The sequence below is a fragment of the Pseudomonas sp. MWU12-2020 genome (assembly GCF_023100605.1).
Taxonomy (GTDB): Bacteria; Pseudomonadota; Gammaproteobacteria; order Pseudomonadales; family Pseudomonadaceae; genus Aquipseudomonas; species Aquipseudomonas fluorescens_H.
Window position 1 is genome coordinate 149,383 of the sequence record NZ_JALMEX010000007.1, and the last position, 15,965, is coordinate 165,347.

The window sequence follows — 15,965 nt, forward strand, 5'->3', positions numbered from 1 at the left end:
TTATACGCTTTTATTGTTACAGCGCTCTAGGCAAACACGACAGTTTCAGGCATATAATTTGCTTAAGTTTGGCGCTTCGGCGCCCTGTAGTGGATGGCGCATGCGCGCCGGCGAATAAGGTGTTAAGCCCCTGCCATGAAACCATCGCTAGTCTTGAGAATGGGCCAGCAGCTGACGATGACACCGCAGCTGCAACAGGCCATCCGCCTGCTCCAATTGTCGACCCTGGACCTGCAACAGGAAATCCAGGAGGCCCTGGAATCCAATCCGATGCTCGAACGCCAGGAAGAAGGCGACGACTTCGACAACTCCGATCCTTTGGCCGACAACGCCGAACAAAAGCCCAACACCGACATTCAGGAACCGTCATATCAGGAAACCGCCCCGACGGTGGACAACCTGGAGGAAGGTGAATGGAACGAGCGCATTCCCAACGAGCTGCCAGTCGACACTGCCTGGGAAGATGTCTACCAGACCAGCGCCAGCAGCCTGCCCAGCAGCGATGACGACGAGTGGGACTTCACCACCCGCACCTCTGCCGGGGAAAGCCTGCAGAGCCATTTGCTCTGGCAATTGAACCTGGCGCCGATGTCCGACACCGACCGCCTGATCGCCGTGACCCTGATCGATTGCATCAACAATCAGGGCTACCTCGACGAAACCCTCGAAGAAATTCTCGACGCCTTTGATCCGGAACTCGACATCGAGCTGGACGAAATCGAAGCCGTCCTGCACCGCATCCAGCAGTTCGAACCCGCCGGCATCGGCGCCCGCAACCTTGGCGAATGCCTGTTGCTGCAACTGCGCCAGCTCCCGGCCAAGACTCCGTGGCTGAACGAAGCCAAGCGTCTGGTCAGCGATTACATCGATCTGCTCGGCAGTCGCGACTACAGCCAGCTGATGCGGCGCATGAAGCTCAAGGAAGACGAGCTGCGTCAGGTCATCGAACTGGTGCAGAGTCTGAATCCGCGCCCGGGCTCGCAGATCGAATCGACTGAAGCCGAGTACGTGGTGCCGGACGTCATTGTGCGCAAGGACAACGAACGCTGGCTGGTCGAGCTGAATCAGGAGTCGGTGCCCCGTCTGCGGGTCAACGCACAGTACGCCGGTTTCGTCCGTCGCGCCGATACCAGCGCCGACAACACCTTCATGCGCAATCAGTTGCAGGAAGCGCGCTGGTTCATCAAGAGCCTGCAAAGCCGCAACGAAACCCTGATGAAAGTGGCGACCCAGATCGTCGAGCATCAGCGCGGTTTCCTGGAGTACGGCGACGAAGCCATGAAGCCGTTGGTCCTGCACGACATCGCCGAGGCGGTCGGCATGCACGAATCGACGATTTCCCGCGTCACTACCCAGAAATTCATGCATACCCCACGGGGTATTTATGAACTGAAATATTTTTTCTCCAGCCACGTCAGCACCTCCGAAGGCGGCGAATGCTCGTCCACGGCGATTCGCGCGATCATCAAGAAACTGGTTGCGGCGGAAAATCAGAAAAAGCCGTTGAGTGACAGCAAGATCGCTGGTTTACTGGAGGCACAAGGCATTCAGGTGGCTCGCCGCACCGTCGCCAAGTACCGCGAATCCCTCGGGATCGCGCCTTCGAGCGAACGCAAGCGGTTGATGTAAGCCACGTTACAGCGTTCCAGTGGCAGGCTCTTCGGCCTGCCGCTTTATGCACTGGCAACGAAGGAGAAGCTGTATGCAAGTCAACATCAGTGGACACCAACTGGAAGTGACCCAACCTCTGCGTTCCTATATCGAGGAAAAACTCCAACGACTGGAGCGCCATTTCGACAAGATCACCAACGTGCAGGTCACGATGTGCGTCGAAAAGCTGAAGCAGAAAATCGAAGCCACCTTGCATATTCCCGGCAGCGAAGTGGTCGCCAACGCAGAAGATACCGACATGTACGCTGCGATCGACGCACTGACCGACAAGCTGGATCGCCAACTCAAAAAGCATAAGGAAAAGACCCAGAGCCTCCTCCAGGGCGCGACAGGTCGTTAACACCCCCAACCCATGATCCGACTTGAAAGTATCCTGACCCCCGGCCGTTCCCTGGTGAACGTGCCGGGCGGCAGTAAAAAGAAAGCCCTCGAACAGATTGCCAACCTGATCGCCCGCGAAGTGCCGGGTCTGGAGATGCAAGATGTCTTCGAGGCGCTGATCGCCCGTGAGAAACTCGGCTCCACCGGTTTCGGCAACGGCATCGCCATTCCCCACTGTCGCCTCAAAGGCTGTGAAGCGCCTGTCAGCGCTTTGATGCACCTTGATGCGCCTATCGATTTCGATGCCATCGACGGTGCGCCGGTTGACCTGCTGTTTGTCCTGCTGGTCCCGGAAGCTGCCACCGATGCCCACCTGGAATTACTGCGCCAGATCGCCAGCATGCTCGATCGCAAGGAAGTGCGCGAAAAACTGCGCAGCGCACCGAGCAACGAAGCCTTGTATCAGGTCGTCCTGAGCGAGCAAAACGGGCATTAATCATGCGCTTGATCATCGTCAGCGGCCGCTCCGGCTCGGGTAAAAGCACTGCCCTGGATGTCCTTGAGGACAACGGCTACTACTGCATCGACAACCTGCCGGCCGGTCTGCTGCCGGAACTGGCCGAACGCGCGCTGATCCACACCGAACTGGCGCAGCCGCTGGTAGCTGTGTCGATTGATGCGCGCAACCTGCCGAGCCACCTGTCGCGTTTCCCCGAGTTGCTGGAAGAAGTCCGCGCCCGGCACATCCAGTGCGATGTGCTGTATCTGGATGCCGACGAAGAAACCCTGCTCAAGCGCTTTTCGGAAACCCGCCGTCGTCACCCGCTAAGCACGGCCAACCGCTCGCTGGCCGAAGCGATCAACGACGAGACCGCCCTGCTCGGGCCGATTGCCGACCTGGCCGACCTCAAGGTCAACACCACCAATCTGAACCTGTACCAGTTGCGCGACACCATCAAGCTACGCCTGCTGAACCAGCCGGAGCCGGGCACGGCCTTCCTGGTCGAGTCGTTCGGCTTCAAGCGCGGCATGCCGGTGGATGCGGATCTGGTGTTCGACGTGCGCTGCCTGCCCAATCCGTACTGGAAGCCTGAATTGCGCGCACAATCCGGTCTCGATGCACCGGTCGCCGAATATCTGGCGGCGCAGCCGGAGGTTGAGGAGATGTTTCAAGACATCTACGGCTACCTGAATAAATGGCTGCCGCGTTTTGCCGCGAGCAACCGCGCCTACGTCACCATTGCCATTGGCTGCACTGGCGGGCATCACCGCTCCGTTTACCTGACCGAACGCCTGGGTCAGGCCCTGCAGAAAACCCTGAAGAACGTCCAGGTTCGCCACCGCGACCTCACTTAAAGGATTCACACCGCGATGCCTGCTCTGGAAATCGAAATCATCAATAAGCTGGGCCTGCATGCCCGAGCGTCGGCCAAATTCGTCGGGGTAGCGGGCCAGTTCCCGGATTGCACGATCAGAGTGGGGCGTACACCCGAAACCACGGTCGATGGCAAAAGCATCATGGCGATGATGATGCTGGCCGCCGGCAAAGGCACCAAGATCTATCTGAGTACCGAAGGCCATCAGGAGCAGGAAGCGCTGGATGCGCTGGTGGCATTGATCAACAACTACTTCGATGAAGGTGGTTGATCCTGCATGGAGGGGGAGCTTGCTCCCTCTCTGCCAATCAGCCCAGCGCCGTATCCATCACCATCATCAGACAGAACCCGATCAGCAAGCCAAGACTGGCCAGCTTGTCATGACCATTGCGTCGCGACTCGGGGATCACTTCATGCGTCACCACCAGCAACATCGCCCCCGCCGCCAGCGCCAGCCCCAACGGCAACAACAGCTCCGCCAGACTGACCAGCCACGCACAGAGCAGCGCAAACACTGGCTCGACCAGCCCTGAAGCCGCCCCGATCAAGAACGCCCTGACCCGCGACATCCCCGCCCCGGCCAGCACCAGCGCAATCACCAATCCCTCTGGCACATCCTGCAAGGCAATGCCCATCGCCAGACTGTCGGCGTCCGGCATGCCACCACCTGCAGAGACACCCACCGCCATGCCTTCCGGGATGTTGTGGGCAATGATGGCGAAGACGAACAGCCAGATCCGCGGCGCAATCACCGGGTGCTCAGGGGTACCGACGAGCATTTCCGGTGAGGCGCCGGACAGTTTCAGGTCCACCAGATACAAGCCGAATGCACCGAGCATGATGCCGAAGCAGATCAGCCCGCTGGCCGCCCACGGTGTCAGGCCCAGAGTTTCGGCGGCACCAATGCCCGGCACGATCAGCGAAAACGCAGTCGCTGCCAGCATCACGCCGGCGCCGAAACCCAGCAGCGTATCGCTGAGCATCTGCGGCATGCGCCGGATCACCAACACCGGCACCGCGCCGAGCGCCGTGCCGAGGGCGCAGATCGCCCCACCCTGCAAGGCCCGCGACAGCTTCGGCTGCAGATCCAGCCATTCCAGGCCGTGCGCCGCAAGCAGAGTCATGCCCGCCAGCAGCAACAGCGACCCGACCGCGTAACGAAACATGCGCCCACCGCCAATCGACAGTGTTTCAGTGCCCATAGTCAGCCCTGGATTGTTTTTATAGATGGCTTAAACCAGTGCGGCCTGATAACGCGCGGCGACTTCAGGCCAATTGATCACGTTGTAGAACGCGTTGATGTATTCCGGACGGCGGTTCTGATAACGCAGGTAGTAAGCGTGTTCCCAGACGTCCAGACCGAGAATCGGCGTATTGCCATTCATCAGCGGGCTGTCCTGATTGCCGCTGCTTTCCACGATCAGTTTTTTCTCCGGGGTCACGCTGAGCCAGGCCCAGCCACTGCCGAAACGGGTCAGTGCGGCTTTGGTGAAGGCGTCCTTGAAACTGTCGAGGCCGCCCAGTTGCTCATCGATCGCCTTGGCCAACGCGCCATCTGGCTTGCCACCGCCATTGGGCACCATGACTTCCCAGAACAGCGAGTGGTTGGCGTGGCCGCCACCTTGGTTGATCACCGCTGCGCGGAGTTTTTCCGGCAACTGCTGGACGCTGGCGACCAGTTTTTCCACCGGCCACTCGGCGTACTCAGTGCCTTCGACGGCGGCATTGAGGTTGTTGATGTAAGTCTGGTGGTGCTTGGTGTAGTGAATCTCCATGGTTTGCGCATCAATGTGCGGTTCCAGAGCGTCGTAGGCGTACGGCAAGGCAGGCAAGGTAAAAGCCATTTCAGTGGACTCCATGGTGATGTGAGGCAGGCGCGCGACGCGCATTGCCGGTATCCGGATGCAGCAGGCGCTGGGTGCGCGGGTATTCGCCGTGCTCGCTGATGAAATTCAGCAGTTCGACGTAGGTCTTGCTGCTCTGGCGCAGTGCGGCTTCACGCAGGGCCGGACGCAGGCGCTCGTCCTGCATGGTTTGCAACAGCCGTTGATGAATCGCGCAGAGGTACTCGGCGCTCTCCTCCGGCTGATTCAGGCGCAGGTGCAGATCCGCCAGGTTGTGGTGGGAGATGACGCAGGCCGCCACCGCTTCGTCGGCATCGGCCCAGCGCTCGAACAGCACTTGCGCCAGGGCCAGGGCTTGCAGATAAGCTTCACGGGCATCAATCAGCTCGCCCAACATGAAGCAGCGATTGGCCCGTTCGATCGTGCGTTTCCAGTGCTCCATGGTGAACCTCCAAAGCGGTTGCGGGATTTACACGCCGCCGGCGGTGAGTTTCTCGGGGTTGAGCAACTCTTCCAGTTGGCTGCGCGACAGATCGGTGTGTTCCAGCGCGACGTCGATCACCGGACGCCCCTGTTTGTAGGCCTGCTTGGCGATTTCGGCGGCCTTCTGATAGCCGATGATCGGGTTGAGCGCGGTGACCAGAATCGGGTTGCGCGACAGCGCTTCCTTGAGCCGCGACTCATTGACCTTGAAGCTGGCGATGGCCTTGTCGCCGAGCAGACGACTGGCATTGGCCAGCAGTTCGATGCTGCTGAGCAGGTTCTGGGCGATGATCGGCAGCATCACGTTCAGTTCGAAATTGCCCGACTGGCCGGCGATGGTGATCACCGAGTCGTTGCCGATCACTTGCGCGGCGACCATCGCAGTGGCTTCCGGAATCACCGGATTGACCTTGCCCGGCATGATCGACGAACCCGGTTGCAGCCCTTCGAGCTCGATCTCGCCGAGACCGGCAAGCGGCCCTGAGTTCATCCAGCGCAGGTCGTTGGCGATTTTCATCAGCGACACCGCGGTGGCCTTGAGCTGGCCGGAGACGGCGACGGCGGTGTCCTGCGAGCCGATCAGCGCAAACAGATCCTTGCTCGGAGTGAATTGCACATGGGTCAGCTGGCTCAGTTGGCGGCTGAAACGTGCGGCGAACTCAGGATGCGCATTGATCCCGGTACCAACCGCCGTACCGCCCTGTGCCAGCGATTGCAGGCTCGGCAGCAAATCCTGCAGGTGAGCGATGTTGGCCTTGAGCTGTTGCGCCCAGCCATTGAGCACTTGGCTCATGCGCACCGGCATCGCGTCCATCAAATGGGTGCGACCGGTTTTGACGTGGTGATGCACCTGTTCGGCTTTGTTTTCGATCACCTGCACCAGGTGCAGCAACGCCGGCAACAGCTGTTCGTGCAAAGCCAGGGCAGCGCTGACGTGGATGGTGGTCGGAATGATGTCGTTGCTGCTCTGGCCGCAGTTGACGTGATCGTTCGGGTTGACCGGCTCGTCGAGCAGACGGCTGGCGAGGGTCGCGATCACTTCGTTGGCGTTCATGTTGGAGCTGGTGCCGGAGCCGGTCTGGAAGATATCCACCGGAAAATGCTGCATGAAGTCGCCTTCGAGCAGGCCTTGGGCCGCATCGCTGATGGCTTTGCCCTGTGCGGCGCTGATCTGGTTGAGTTCGACGTTGGCCCGGGCGGCAGCGGCTTTGGCGAGGATCAGCGCACGGATGAATTGCCTCGGCATCGGTTGTCCGCTGATCGGGAAGTTATCCACTGCACGCTGGGTCTGCGCGCCGTAGAGAGCGCCCACCGGCACCTGCAATTCGCCCATGCTGTCGCGCTCAATACGTGTCTTGTTCATCTGAAAATCCTTGCACCAGTTCAATGAGAGGAATCGAGGGAAGCAACTCGCAGGTCGCCAGTTGCCAGGTGTAGCGCTGCCAGCGCTGGAGCCGGCAGTTGCACAGCGAGAGGCGCTCCATTTCACGCAGCGGGCGCCAGGCTTGATCGAGACACAGGCTGCGCCAGTGCCACGGCAACGCGATGTCGGTGGCTGTGTCTATCAGCAGACGGAAGGAGGTTTCAGCGATGGTCCACGGGGAAGTCGCCGTACAGCAGGCCAGATAACGGCCTTCGGCCAGGTAATGTTCGATCAGGCGCGGTTCGTCAGGATCCATTGCGCAACGGATCTGGCGACTCATCCAGCGCCAGCTTTCGAGGTACGGCTGCTCGTGCAAGGCAGAACTCATGATCCGGGACTCGTTCGTAGATGAGATTCATTATTAGATGATAATGAGAACCAAAACAAGAGTACCTGATTACACAGACTCCATTGTGGGAGCGAGCCTGCTCGCGAAGGCGTCGTGTCAATCGCCGCTGCGGTCGGCTGTGAAATCGCTTTCGCGAGCAGGCTCGCTCCCACAGGGTTTTGTGAGGAGCCAAGAAAAAAGGCGCGCCACCCGATGAGGTGGCGCGCCTTTCTTGTCTGACTGCTGGGGCTTAACTGCCCGCGACAGTCATTCGCTCGATCAACACCGAGCCCGTGCGAATATTGCTGCGCAGCTCCAGATCATTCCCGACTGCGACGATCTGCTTGAACATGTCGCGCATGTTGCCAGCGATGGTCACCTCCTGCACCGCGAACTGGATTTCGCCGTTTTCGACCCAGAAACCCGCCGCCCCGCGCGAATAATCGCCTGTAACCATGTTCAAGCCATGGCCCATCAATTCGGTAACCAGCAGCCCACGGCCCATGCGCTTCAACAGCGCCGCCTGGTCTTCGTCACCGTGAGTGACGAACAGGTTGTGCACGCCACCCGCGTTGGCGGTGCTCGGCATGCCGAGTTTGCGCCCGGAGTACGTGCCGAGGATGTACGACACCAGTTCGCCCTTCTCGACGAACGGCTTGGCGTAAGTGGCCAGACCATCGCCGTCGTAGGACGCACTGCCCATGGCGCGCATCAGGTGCGGACGCTCGTCGATGGTCAGCCATTCCGGAAACAGTTTCTGCCCCAAAGTGCCTTCGAGAAACGACGATTTGCGGTACAGGCTGCCGCCGGACACCGCCGACAGGAAACTGCCGAACAATCCGCCCGCCAGCTCGGCGGAAAACAGCACCGGCACTTCGCAGGTCGGCACCGGACGCGCGCCCAGACGGCTCGCGGCGCGTTGCGCGGCACGCTGGCCGATGCTCACCGGATCCGCCAGCAAACTGCCCTGACGGTTCACGTCATACCAGTAATCGCGCTGCATCTGGCCATCGGCTTCGGCGATCATCACGCAGCTCAGGCTGTGCCGGGTCGACGCGTAACCGCCGATGAAACCGTGGCTGTTGCCATACACACGGCAGCCCTGATGCGTGCTGAGGGTAGTGCCGTCGGCGTTCTTGATCCGCGCATCGGCGTCGAACGCGGCCGCTTCACAGATCAGCGCCTTCTCGATGGCCTGCTCGGGGGTGATGTCCCACTCGTGAAACAGATCGAAATCCTGCTGATCCTTGGCCATCAGCGCCGCATCAGCGAGGCCCGAAGCTTCGTCTTCAGAGGTGTGTTTGGCGATGGCCAGTGCAGCGGCAACGGTTTCGCGAATCGCGTCAGGGCCGGTGGCGGAAGTGCTGGCCGAGCCTTTGCGCTGGCCAACATACAAGGTGATGCCAAAACCCTGATCGCGATTGAACTCGACCGTCTCGACCTCACGCTGGCGTACCGACGTCGACAAACCCTGCTCCAGCGACACCGCGACTTCGCAGGCGCTGGCGCCCTGACGCTTGGCTTCGGCGATGATCTGCTCGACCTGTTCCTGCAGTGCCGGCAATGCCTGCGGGCCGACGCTTTGAACTGCACTCATGCTCATCTCCACTCAAATTCTGCTTTCGGCTGGGGTCATCGAGCGACCGGGCCGGACAAGCGGCCCCCGACTGGTTATCATGGCGGCGTTTCTTTGCGGACTGCCACCATGGTTGATTCTTACGACGACTCCCTCGATACGGGAGAAAAAAGCAAATCTCAGGTCAAACGCGAGCTGCATGCTCTGGTTGACCTTGGCGAGCGCCTTACAACACTCAAGCCCGACTTGCAGGCAAAACTGCCATTGACCGACGCTTTGCGCCGGGCCCTGGCCGATGCGCCCAAGCACACCGCGAACATCGCGCGTAAACGGCACCTGCAGTTCATCGGCAAACTGATGCGCGATCAGGACACTGACGCGATTCTGGTACTGCTCGATCAACTCGATGCCTCCACCCGTCAGTACAACGAGCGTTTCCACAACCTCGAACGCTGGCGTGACCGCCTGATCGCCGGTGACGATGCCGTGCTGGAGAAATTCGTCGTCGAGTACCCGGACGCCGATCGCCAACAACTGCGTTCCCTGATCCGTCAGGCTCAGCACGAGGTTGCGCAAAACAAACCTCCTGCTTCCAGCCGCAAGATCTTCAAGTACATCCGTGAGCTGGACGATACGCAACGCGGCCTGCGTTGATAGTCGTCAGCGGGTGGCCGCAATGCGCGCCACCCGAAGCTCCACCTCTTCTTATGCGCCCGTGCCACCCACGGTGATCGCATCGATTTTCAGCGTCGGCTGACCGACACCCACCGGCACCGACTGCCCGTCCTTGCCGCACGTACCCACACCGCTGTCCAGCGCCAGATCGTTACCGACCATCGACACCCGGCTCATCGCCTCGGGACCGTTGCCGATCAACGTCGCGCCCTTGACCGGCGCAGTGATCTTGCCGTCCTCGATCAGGTACGCCTCGCTGGTGGAGAACACGAACTTGCCGCTGGTGATGTCGACCTGACCGCCGCCAAGGTTGGCGCAGTAGATGCCTTTCTTCACCGACGCGATGATTTCCGCCGGATCGCTCTCGCCGCCCAACATGTAGGTGTTGGTCATGCGCGGCATCGGTAAATGTGCATAAGACTCGCGACGACCGTTACCGGTACGGGCCACGCCCATCAGGCGCGCATTGAGCTTGTCCTGCATGTAGCCCTTGAGCACGCCGTTTTCGATCAGCGTGGTGCACTCGGTCGGGGTGCCTTCGTCGTCGACGCTCAGCGAGCCGCGACGACCGCTCAACGTGCCGTCATCGACAATGGTGCAGAGCTTGGAAGCGACCATTTCGCCCATCCGCCCGCTGTAGGCCGAACTGCCCTTGCGGTTGAAGTCGCCTTCCAGACCGTGACCGACCGCTTCGTGCAGGAGCACGCCGGACCAGCCCGAACCGAGGACGACAGGCAAGGTGCCGGCCGGTGCCGGAATCGCTTCGAGGTTCACCAGGGCCTGACGCAGCGCTTCACGGGCATAACCCATGGCACGGTCTTCGGCGAGGAAATAACGGTAGTCGGTACGCCCGCCGCCGCCATGCCCGCCGCGCTCGCGACGACCATTCTGCTCGACGATCACGCTGACGTTGAAACGCACCAGCGGTCGCACATCAGCGGCCAGGCCTCCGTCGGTGGACGCTACCAGAATCCGCTCCCAGACCCCGGCCATGCTCACGCTGACCTGCTGAATCCGTGGGTCGAGGGCGCGGGTAGCGACGTCGATGCGCTTGAGCAGCTCGACTTTCTCGGCGCGGCTCAACACTTCCAGCGGATTGTCCGGCGCATACAGCTGCGCGACATCCTGAGTGCTGAACGCCTGCACCGTGCCATTCTGCCCGGCACGGGAGATCGAACGCGCGGCACGAGCCGCAGCGCCCAGCGCTTCAAGGGTGATCGCGTTGCTGTAGGCAAAACCGGTCTTCTCACCGGACTGCGCACGCACGCCAACCCCCTGATCGAGGTTGAAGCTGCCTTCCTTGACGATGCCGTCTTCCAGCGACCACGACTCGGAGATCTGACCCTGGAAATACAGGTCGGCAGCATCGATGCCCGGGCCTGCCAGATCGCCGAGCACGCCTTGCAGGCTCTCGATCGTCACGCCGCCGGGCGCCAACAGGTGATCACTGACTGAGGACAACAACTCGCTCATAGGTTTACGCCTTAAATTCATGTTCTGAAGCAGGCCGCTGTGCGCCCTGCGAGAAAAACCGCCGATGACTCGTCACCGGCATTCGCGCCCTGATGGACGCTTGTTCATCACTGTCGCGTTCGGCCAACAGCACCGCTTCGCCTTGATCCTGATGCGCCAGCACACGGCCCCACGGGTCGACAATCGCCGCATGACCGAAGGTTTCTCGCGGCCCCGGATGGGTTCCGCCCTGCGCTGCCGCCAACACATAACACTGGGTCTCGATGGCCCGGGCGCGAATCAGCACGTCCCAATGCGCCGCACCGGTCACCGCGGTAAAGGCCGATGGAGCGGTGATCAACTCGGCACCGGCGGCGCGCAGTTCACTGTACAGCTCCGGGAAGCGCAAGTCGTAACACACGCTCAGACCGACGCGGCCGACCGGCGTGTCCGCCACCACCACGCCACTGCCATAAGCATAGTCATCGGATTCGCGATAACGCCCGCGATTGTCCGCCACATCGACATCGAACAGGTGCAGCTTGTCATACCGCGCGACGGTTTCACCCTGATCGTTGACCAGCAGCGAACAGGCGTGGGACTTGGCCTGCGGTTGCCCGAGCGGCGGCAACGGCAAGGTACCGGCCACTATCCATAACTTGAGGTCACGGGCGGTCTGTTTCAACCACGGCAGGATCGGCCCTTCGCCGAGCGCTTCGGCGCGGCCGATGTCGGCGATATCGCGACGGCCCATGGCGGCGAAGTTTTCCGGCAGCACCGCCAGCTTCGCGCCGCCGGCCGCGGCCTGTTCGAGCAGGCGTCGAGCCTGCGCCAGATTGGCCAGCACATCACTCTGGCTGACCATTTGAATCACCGCTAAAGACATGGCGCGCTCCGCAACAGGTATGCGGCCATGCTACTCCATAGGCTTGGGATATGGCTGTTCAAAAAGGCTTGTCGAAGGTGATTTTCGGTTCTTTCCACGGGCCTTTGACGGTGTACTTGACGCTGGCGAAGCGTGCCACACGGTCACCGATCAGCTTGTCGATCAGGAACAACGCCCCGCCCACCGCCGGCGCGCCGACAATCAACGCGGCAATCGGCAGGTTGTTGGTCACCGGCAAGGTCACCAGCAATTTCGCATCGACCTGCTCACGCACCAGATCCAGCGTACCGTTGAGTTCCAGATTGCTCGACGGCCCGGTCAGGCGAATCGGCTCGCGAGTGTCATAGACACCGGCGTTGGCCACCAGCAGGCCCTTGACCCGGTCGTAACTCAGGCCCTTGCCGAACAAGTCGGAGAAATCCAGGCGCAGGCGGCGGCCGATGGAGTTGAAGTTGAGCAGACCGAACACCCGCAACGCCTGCGCGCCGCCCTCCACTTCAACGAACTGACCTTTATTGAGCGAGGCATCCAGCGTGCCCGAGAAACGCTTGGTCGCCAGCCATGCCGGCGAACCGGGCCAGCGGCCATCGACGTCCATGTGAAACTCTTCACTGGTCACGCTCGGTGCAAAGCCCCAGCCCTTGAGCACATCGGCGAGGTTCTTGCCGCTGATCCGGCCCTTGAACCAACTGTTGGTCGCCCCCGGTGTACCTTCCCAGCCACCATTACCCTGCAACAGGATGCCCTTGAGGCCCATGTCCATATTGTTCAGGGCAATGCCTTTGGCCGTTGGCCGCACCTTGAGCGACCAGCCGCCCACCAGATCCGGGCCGAGGTACAACTGATTGATGGTGATATCCAGCGCAGGAATCTTCGTCGGGTCGACCGAAACCAGCGGGTCGGGCGAGTTCTCGTCAGCCTGCACCGTCGGATCCGGCGCCGGCAGGCGCACGAATTGCAGATTGACCCCAATCGGTGCGCCCTTGGCATCAGGCAGGCTGGCCGAGCCCTTGGCCTGCTGACTGTCGAGCGACAGATTCCAGGCCCACGGTTTGCGGTTGACCTGCACTGCAGCCTGATCGAGCGTGGTGCCGAAAGCGGTGAGCTTGCCCACCTTGAAGTCGGCACTGTTGAGCAGTTGCTTGGCGCTGCCACCCGGGTCGTTGCCGGCGTATTTGCTGACCAGATCCTGCCACGGTGCGACGTCCAGCTCCGACAGCACACCACGAATGCGCAAACCCTTGGCCTCCGGCAGAACCGCATCGCCCGTACCGAGGAACAGCTCGCCGCGGCCATCGGCGAAATTGCTCGGTGGCGCCGCGAAAGTGAAACTGGCCAGCTGATCGTAGCTGACCCAGTAGCGCCGCTCCGGACCTTGCAGGGTCATGCGGAATACCGTGTCCCGGCCCTGCTGGGCCGACATGCCGAACGGTGCTGGCAGATCCACCGCCACACCTTTCATGTTGGAACTGACCGTCAACTGACTGTCGCTGCCGTCGAGGTTGACCTGCAACTGATAGGGAATGGTCCCGGACACCGGCAATGGCTGAGTGACGCCCAGCCAGTCAGTGAGTTTCTTCACCTCGACCTGCCCGGAGGCGGCGACCCGGGTCTTGATCTTGTTGGCGCTGCCATCGGCAAAAATCTGCGCGGTGACTGGCTTGTCGAACGCCTGCGCCGCGATGTTCTGCCCGCTCAGCCCCTTGGCGCTGTCAAAACGGAAATCGCCTTTGAGCTGGCTCAGTTCAAGCTTCGGCTCCGCCAGTTTCAGGCGCGCATTGGCAGTCTTGAAGTCGACGACAATCTTCGGCTGATCACCCTTTTCCAGCGGAATATCGAGTTTGACCTTGCCCTGCAGATCGCCCTCGCCTTCCCAGCCGGCGAAGGTTTCGCCGGTGCCGATCGGCGCGGTCTGCAGTATTTTCAGCCCGTCGCCCAGCCCACCGGAAAAACCGCCGTCGAGAAACAGATGGGTATGTTGTCCGGCCTGCACATGGGGAATGTTGACGAAGACGTCACTGACCTGCGTGTCGAGCAACTGGCCCTTGTCGGCCACGATGCGCACGCCGCTGTCCTCGATGAACACGTCGCCGCTGACCTTGCTCACATGCGGCCAGCCCGGCTGGAACGCCAGTTCGGCGTCATGCACCTTGAAGAACAGGCTGATACTGCGATCGACATCCTTGGCGTTCTTGTTCAACGAGCCCTGGTACTGGAAGAACCCCTGGTCCACGGCGCCTTTGAGGATCGCCGTGCGCAGCCACTCGTCGAGGGCCGGGCTCAAGACTTCGGGCAGGTACTTGGCGGTGTAACGACCGTCACCATCGACCAGTCCGACGCGCAGATCCATGTAGTCTTCCTGGCTATGGTCGAAGTGCAGGCGGATCAGGAAGTCGCCGGCAATCTTGCCCTCTTCGCCCAGCACTTTCAGGTAAGGCGCGATCAGGGTGAAACCGTCTTTGTCGAGTTTCCAGGTCAAACGGGCGTTGGCCTGAATGTATTGCCATGGCTTGGCGAAGATAGGGTCGAGGTGCAGGACGAAATCCTTGCTGTCCATGCGCAGTTCACCGCCGTCGAGGTTGCCGCTGAGGCTGCCACTGACGTTTCGCGCCGCCGGGGCACCGTGATAGGCATCGAAACCGACATTATCGAGGTTGGCAGCGAAGCCGAATTTCGAGCCGTCGGTGGCGTTCGGGCGAAAATCCAGCAGCACGTTGCGCAGTCCGCCCGTCACCTTCAGGTGGTCGACGACCGTGGCGACGCTTTCGGGCAACGGCCCCAGCGCATTGAGCAACGGCGTGAGCGGTGTCAGATCAAGGCGATCGGCCTGCAAGTGCCACAGCTCATCGGTTTTATCGGTGGCCACCGTCTGCTTGAGCTGCACATGGGATTCCCAGCGGGTCTCGCCGAAATTCATCGCCAACGAATCGAGGGTAACGATCGCGCCCTCGTCATCCCGCTGGTAGTAACCGTTGAGCGCCAGATTGCTGATCTTGATCGGTTTGCGCTCGGCATAAGCGCCGGTCACCTGCGGCGCATTCAAACGCACGGCGGCGCTTTGCAGGGCGCCGTCGTTCCAGTTCACCCACAGCTCGCCGCCGGCCTTGATCTGGGAAAAATTCCACTGCTGGGTCAAACGCTCGGGCAGCCACTTTGACCAATCGCTTTGCGGCAGGCTGACATAACCCTCCACCGAACTGTCGGGCAATTGAGAGGGGCGAATCCGCGTACGCAGGCTCATCGCCACCGGCTGCCCGTCGGGCAAGGTCAGACGGGCGTCGAGACGCTGACGGCTACTGCCGGTTTTCAGATTGAGGCCGACGTAGGTAAAGGTCATCGGCGCCTGATCCAGCGGCTGCACGGTCACCTGACTGTCGAGCACCGACAGTTGCTGAATAATCTGCGAGCGATTGAACAATTGTTCGGGATCAAGCGGCTGGTCGTTCTGCACCGGCAGGCCTTCCAATGCCCAGGTGCCGTCCTGCGCTTGCTTGACGCTGATCTTCAGGCCGTTCAGTTCCAGATGGGCGATGCGTACTTCGCGCGCCAGCACACTGGCCCAAAGATCAGGCACCACGCGCACCCGATCCAGACGCAAGGCATTGGCGCCGTCACCGACCATCACATCGTGGGCCAGCAGAATCGGCGCGAATCCGCTCCAGTTGCCCTCCAGTTCGCCGATCTCCAATGGCATGCCGAGCGCGGCCGTGGCCTTGTCTTCGATATCGGTGCGGTATTCCGCCACCAGCGGCGTCAGTTCCCGACCGAGGCTGACGTACAACGCCATCAGCACCAGAACCAACGCGCACAGGCCCAGCCCCCAGCGGGTCAGTGCGGCCAAAATGCGTGTCAGACGCTCCATGTCAGTTGGCTCCCATGGCAATAAAACTACTAAAAGCTGAGGCCAGCCGTTGTGGATTAAATGTGCTG

The 15,965-nt window shown here is 61.1% G+C and carries 15 protein-coding genes; 6 read left to right on the forward strand and 9 right to left on the reverse strand.

The window, feature by feature from the left end:
• The first annotated feature begins 135 nt into the window (after positions 1 to 135).
• The 5 genes from M0814_RS17660 to M0814_RS17680 all read left to right on the forward strand — a co-directional run bounded on the left by M0814_RS17660 (position 136) and on the right by M0814_RS17680 (position 3,639).
• Positions 136 to 1,629 (forward strand): RNA polymerase factor sigma-54, encoded by a 1,494-nt coding sequence (locus tag M0814_RS17660; RefSeq protein WP_045122294.1) that lies wholly within the window; start codon positions 136 to 138, stop codon positions 1,627 to 1,629.
• Between the two features lie 73 nt (positions 1,630 to 1,702).
• Entirely contained in the window at positions 1,703 to 2,011 is a 309-nt protein-coding gene (gene raiA / locus M0814_RS17665) for a ribosome-associated translation inhibitor RaiA (protein ID WP_003221690.1), read from the forward strand.
• A gap of 12 nt (positions 2,012 to 2,023) precedes the next feature.
• Positions 2,024 to 2,488, forward strand: a complete 465-nt coding sequence (gene ptsN / locus M0814_RS17670; RefSeq protein WP_003221688.1) for a PTS IIA-like nitrogen regulatory protein PtsN — start codon at positions 2,024 to 2,026, stop codon at positions 2,486 to 2,488.
• 2 nt (positions 2,489 to 2,490) lie between these two features.
• Positions 2,491 to 3,348, forward strand: a complete 858-nt coding sequence (rapZ, locus tag M0814_RS17675) for an RNase adapter RapZ (RefSeq protein ID WP_103485942.1) — start codon at positions 2,491 to 2,493, stop codon at positions 3,346 to 3,348.
• 15 nt (positions 3,349 to 3,363) lie between these two features.
• A complete protein-coding gene (locus M0814_RS17680; protein ID WP_003221684.1) occupies positions 3,364 to 3,639 on the forward strand; it encodes an HPr family phosphocarrier protein in 276 nt (91 codons plus the stop codon).
• 37 nt (positions 3,640 to 3,676) lie between these two features.
• Here the strand turns inward: M0814_RS17680 and M0814_RS17685 are convergent, their stop codons facing one another.
• From M0814_RS17685 to pmbA, 6 genes are all read right to left on the reverse strand, one after another.
• On the reverse strand, positions 3,677 to 4,570 hold the full coding sequence (locus M0814_RS17685; RefSeq protein ID WP_103485941.1) for a ZIP family metal transporter: 894 nt from the start codon (positions 4,568 to 4,570) through the stop codon (positions 3,677 to 3,679).
• Positions 4,571 to 4,600: 30 nt separating this feature from the next.
• Positions 4,601 to 5,212 (reverse strand): superoxide dismutase, encoded by a 612-nt coding sequence (locus tag M0814_RS17690; RefSeq protein ID WP_045122293.1) that lies wholly within the window; start codon positions 5,210 to 5,212, stop codon positions 4,601 to 4,603.
• Position 5,213: 1 nt separating this feature from the next.
• Positions 5,214 to 5,654: a hypothetical protein gene (locus M0814_RS17695; RefSeq protein ID WP_003221677.1), complete on the reverse strand. Its 441-nt coding sequence runs from the start codon at positions 5,652 to 5,654 to the stop codon at positions 5,214 to 5,216.
• 27 nt (positions 5,655 to 5,681) lie between these two features.
• Complete coding sequence (locus tag M0814_RS17700) at positions 5,682 to 7,058, reverse strand: class II fumarate hydratase (RefSeq protein WP_103485940.1); 1,377 nt, start codon at positions 7,056 to 7,058, stop codon at positions 5,682 to 5,684.
• On the reverse strand, positions 7,039 to 7,446 hold the full coding sequence (locus tag M0814_RS17705; protein WP_103485939.1) for a FagA protein: 408 nt from the start codon (positions 7,444 to 7,446) through the stop codon (positions 7,039 to 7,041). The genes M0814_RS17700 and M0814_RS17705 overlap by 20 nt, the downstream gene beginning before the upstream one ends.
• A gap of 250 nt (positions 7,447 to 7,696) precedes the next feature.
• A complete protein-coding gene (pmbA, locus tag M0814_RS17710) occupies positions 7,697 to 9,049 on the reverse strand; it encodes a metalloprotease PmbA (protein WP_177434732.1) in 1,353 nt (450 codons plus the stop codon).
• Between the two features lie 102 nt (positions 9,050 to 9,151).
• Here pmbA and yjgA point away from each other — a divergent pair, with 102 nt between their 5' ends.
• Entirely contained in the window at positions 9,152 to 9,676 is a 525-nt protein-coding gene (gene yjgA / locus M0814_RS17715) for a ribosome biogenesis factor YjgA (protein ID WP_003221672.1), read from the forward strand.
• Between the two features lie 51 nt (positions 9,677 to 9,727).
• Here the strand turns inward: yjgA and tldD are convergent, their stop codons facing one another.
• The 3 genes from tldD to M0814_RS17730 are packed head-to-tail and all read right to left on the reverse strand — an operon-like array spanning position 9,728 to position 15,897.
• A complete protein-coding gene (gene tldD, locus M0814_RS17720) occupies positions 9,728 to 11,170 on the reverse strand; it encodes a metalloprotease TldD (protein ID WP_007961588.1) in 1,443 nt (480 codons plus the stop codon).
• Between the two features lie 4 nt (positions 11,171 to 11,174).
• Positions 11,175 to 12,035 (reverse strand): carbon-nitrogen hydrolase family protein, encoded by an 861-nt coding sequence (locus tag M0814_RS17725; RefSeq protein WP_003221670.1) that lies wholly within the window; start codon positions 12,033 to 12,035, stop codon positions 11,175 to 11,177.
• Positions 12,036 to 12,093: 58 nt separating this feature from the next.
• The gene (locus tag M0814_RS17730) at positions 12,094 to 15,897 is read right to left on the reverse strand and encodes a YhdP family protein (protein WP_103485937.1); all 3,804 of its coding nucleotides are present in this window, start codon (positions 15,895 to 15,897) and stop codon (positions 12,094 to 12,096) included.
• Positions 15,898 to 15,965: the final 68 nt, after the last annotated feature.

Coding starts and splice junctions, on each gene's coding strand:
- raiA (WP_003221690.1), top strand. CDS start 1,703: ATGCAAGTCAACATCAGTGGACACCAACTGGAAGTGACCCAACCTCTG.
- tldD (WP_007961588.1), bottom strand. CDS start 11,170: ATGAGCGAGTTGTTGTCCTCAGTCAGTGATCACCTGTTGGCGCCCGGC.
- pmbA (WP_177434732.1), bottom strand. CDS start 9,049: ATGAGCATGAGTGCAGTTCAAAGCGTCGGCCCGCAGGCATTGCCGGCA.
- M0814_RS17680 (WP_003221684.1), top strand. CDS start 3,364: ATGCCTGCTCTGGAAATCGAAATCATCAATAAGCTGGGCCTGCATGCC.
- M0814_RS17725 (WP_003221670.1), bottom strand. CDS start 12,035: ATGTCTTTAGCGGTGATTCAAATGGTCAGCCAGAGTGATGTGCTGGCC.
- M0814_RS17690 (WP_045122293.1), bottom strand. CDS start 5,212: ATGGCTTTTACCTTGCCTGCCTTGCCGTACGCCTACGACGCTCTGGAA.
- M0814_RS17685 (WP_103485941.1), bottom strand. CDS start 4,570: ATGGGCACTGAAACACTGTCGATTGGCGGTGGGCGCATGTTTCGTTAC.
- M0814_RS17700 (WP_103485940.1), bottom strand. CDS start 7,058: ATGAACAAGACACGTATTGAGCGCGACAGCATGGGCGAATTGCAGGTG.
- M0814_RS17705 (WP_103485939.1), bottom strand. CDS start 7,446: ATGAGTTCTGCCTTGCACGAGCAGCCGTACCTCGAAAGCTGGCGCTGG.
- yjgA (WP_003221672.1), top strand. CDS start 9,152: ATGGTTGATTCTTACGACGACTCCCTCGATACGGGAGAAAAAAGCAAA.
- ptsN (WP_003221688.1), top strand. CDS start 2,024: ATGATCCGACTTGAAAGTATCCTGACCCCCGGCCGTTCCCTGGTGAAC.
- rapZ (WP_103485942.1), top strand. CDS start 2,491: ATGCGCTTGATCATCGTCAGCGGCCGCTCCGGCTCGGGTAAAAGCACT.
- M0814_RS17695 (WP_003221677.1), bottom strand. CDS start 5,654: ATGGAGCACTGGAAACGCACGATCGAACGGGCCAATCGCTGCTTCATG.
- M0814_RS17730 (WP_103485937.1), bottom strand. CDS start 15,897: ATGGAGCGTCTGACACGCATTTTGGCCGCACTGACCCGCTGGGGGCTG.
- M0814_RS17660 (WP_045122294.1), top strand. CDS start 136: ATGAAACCATCGCTAGTCTTGAGAATGGGCCAGCAGCTGACGATGACA.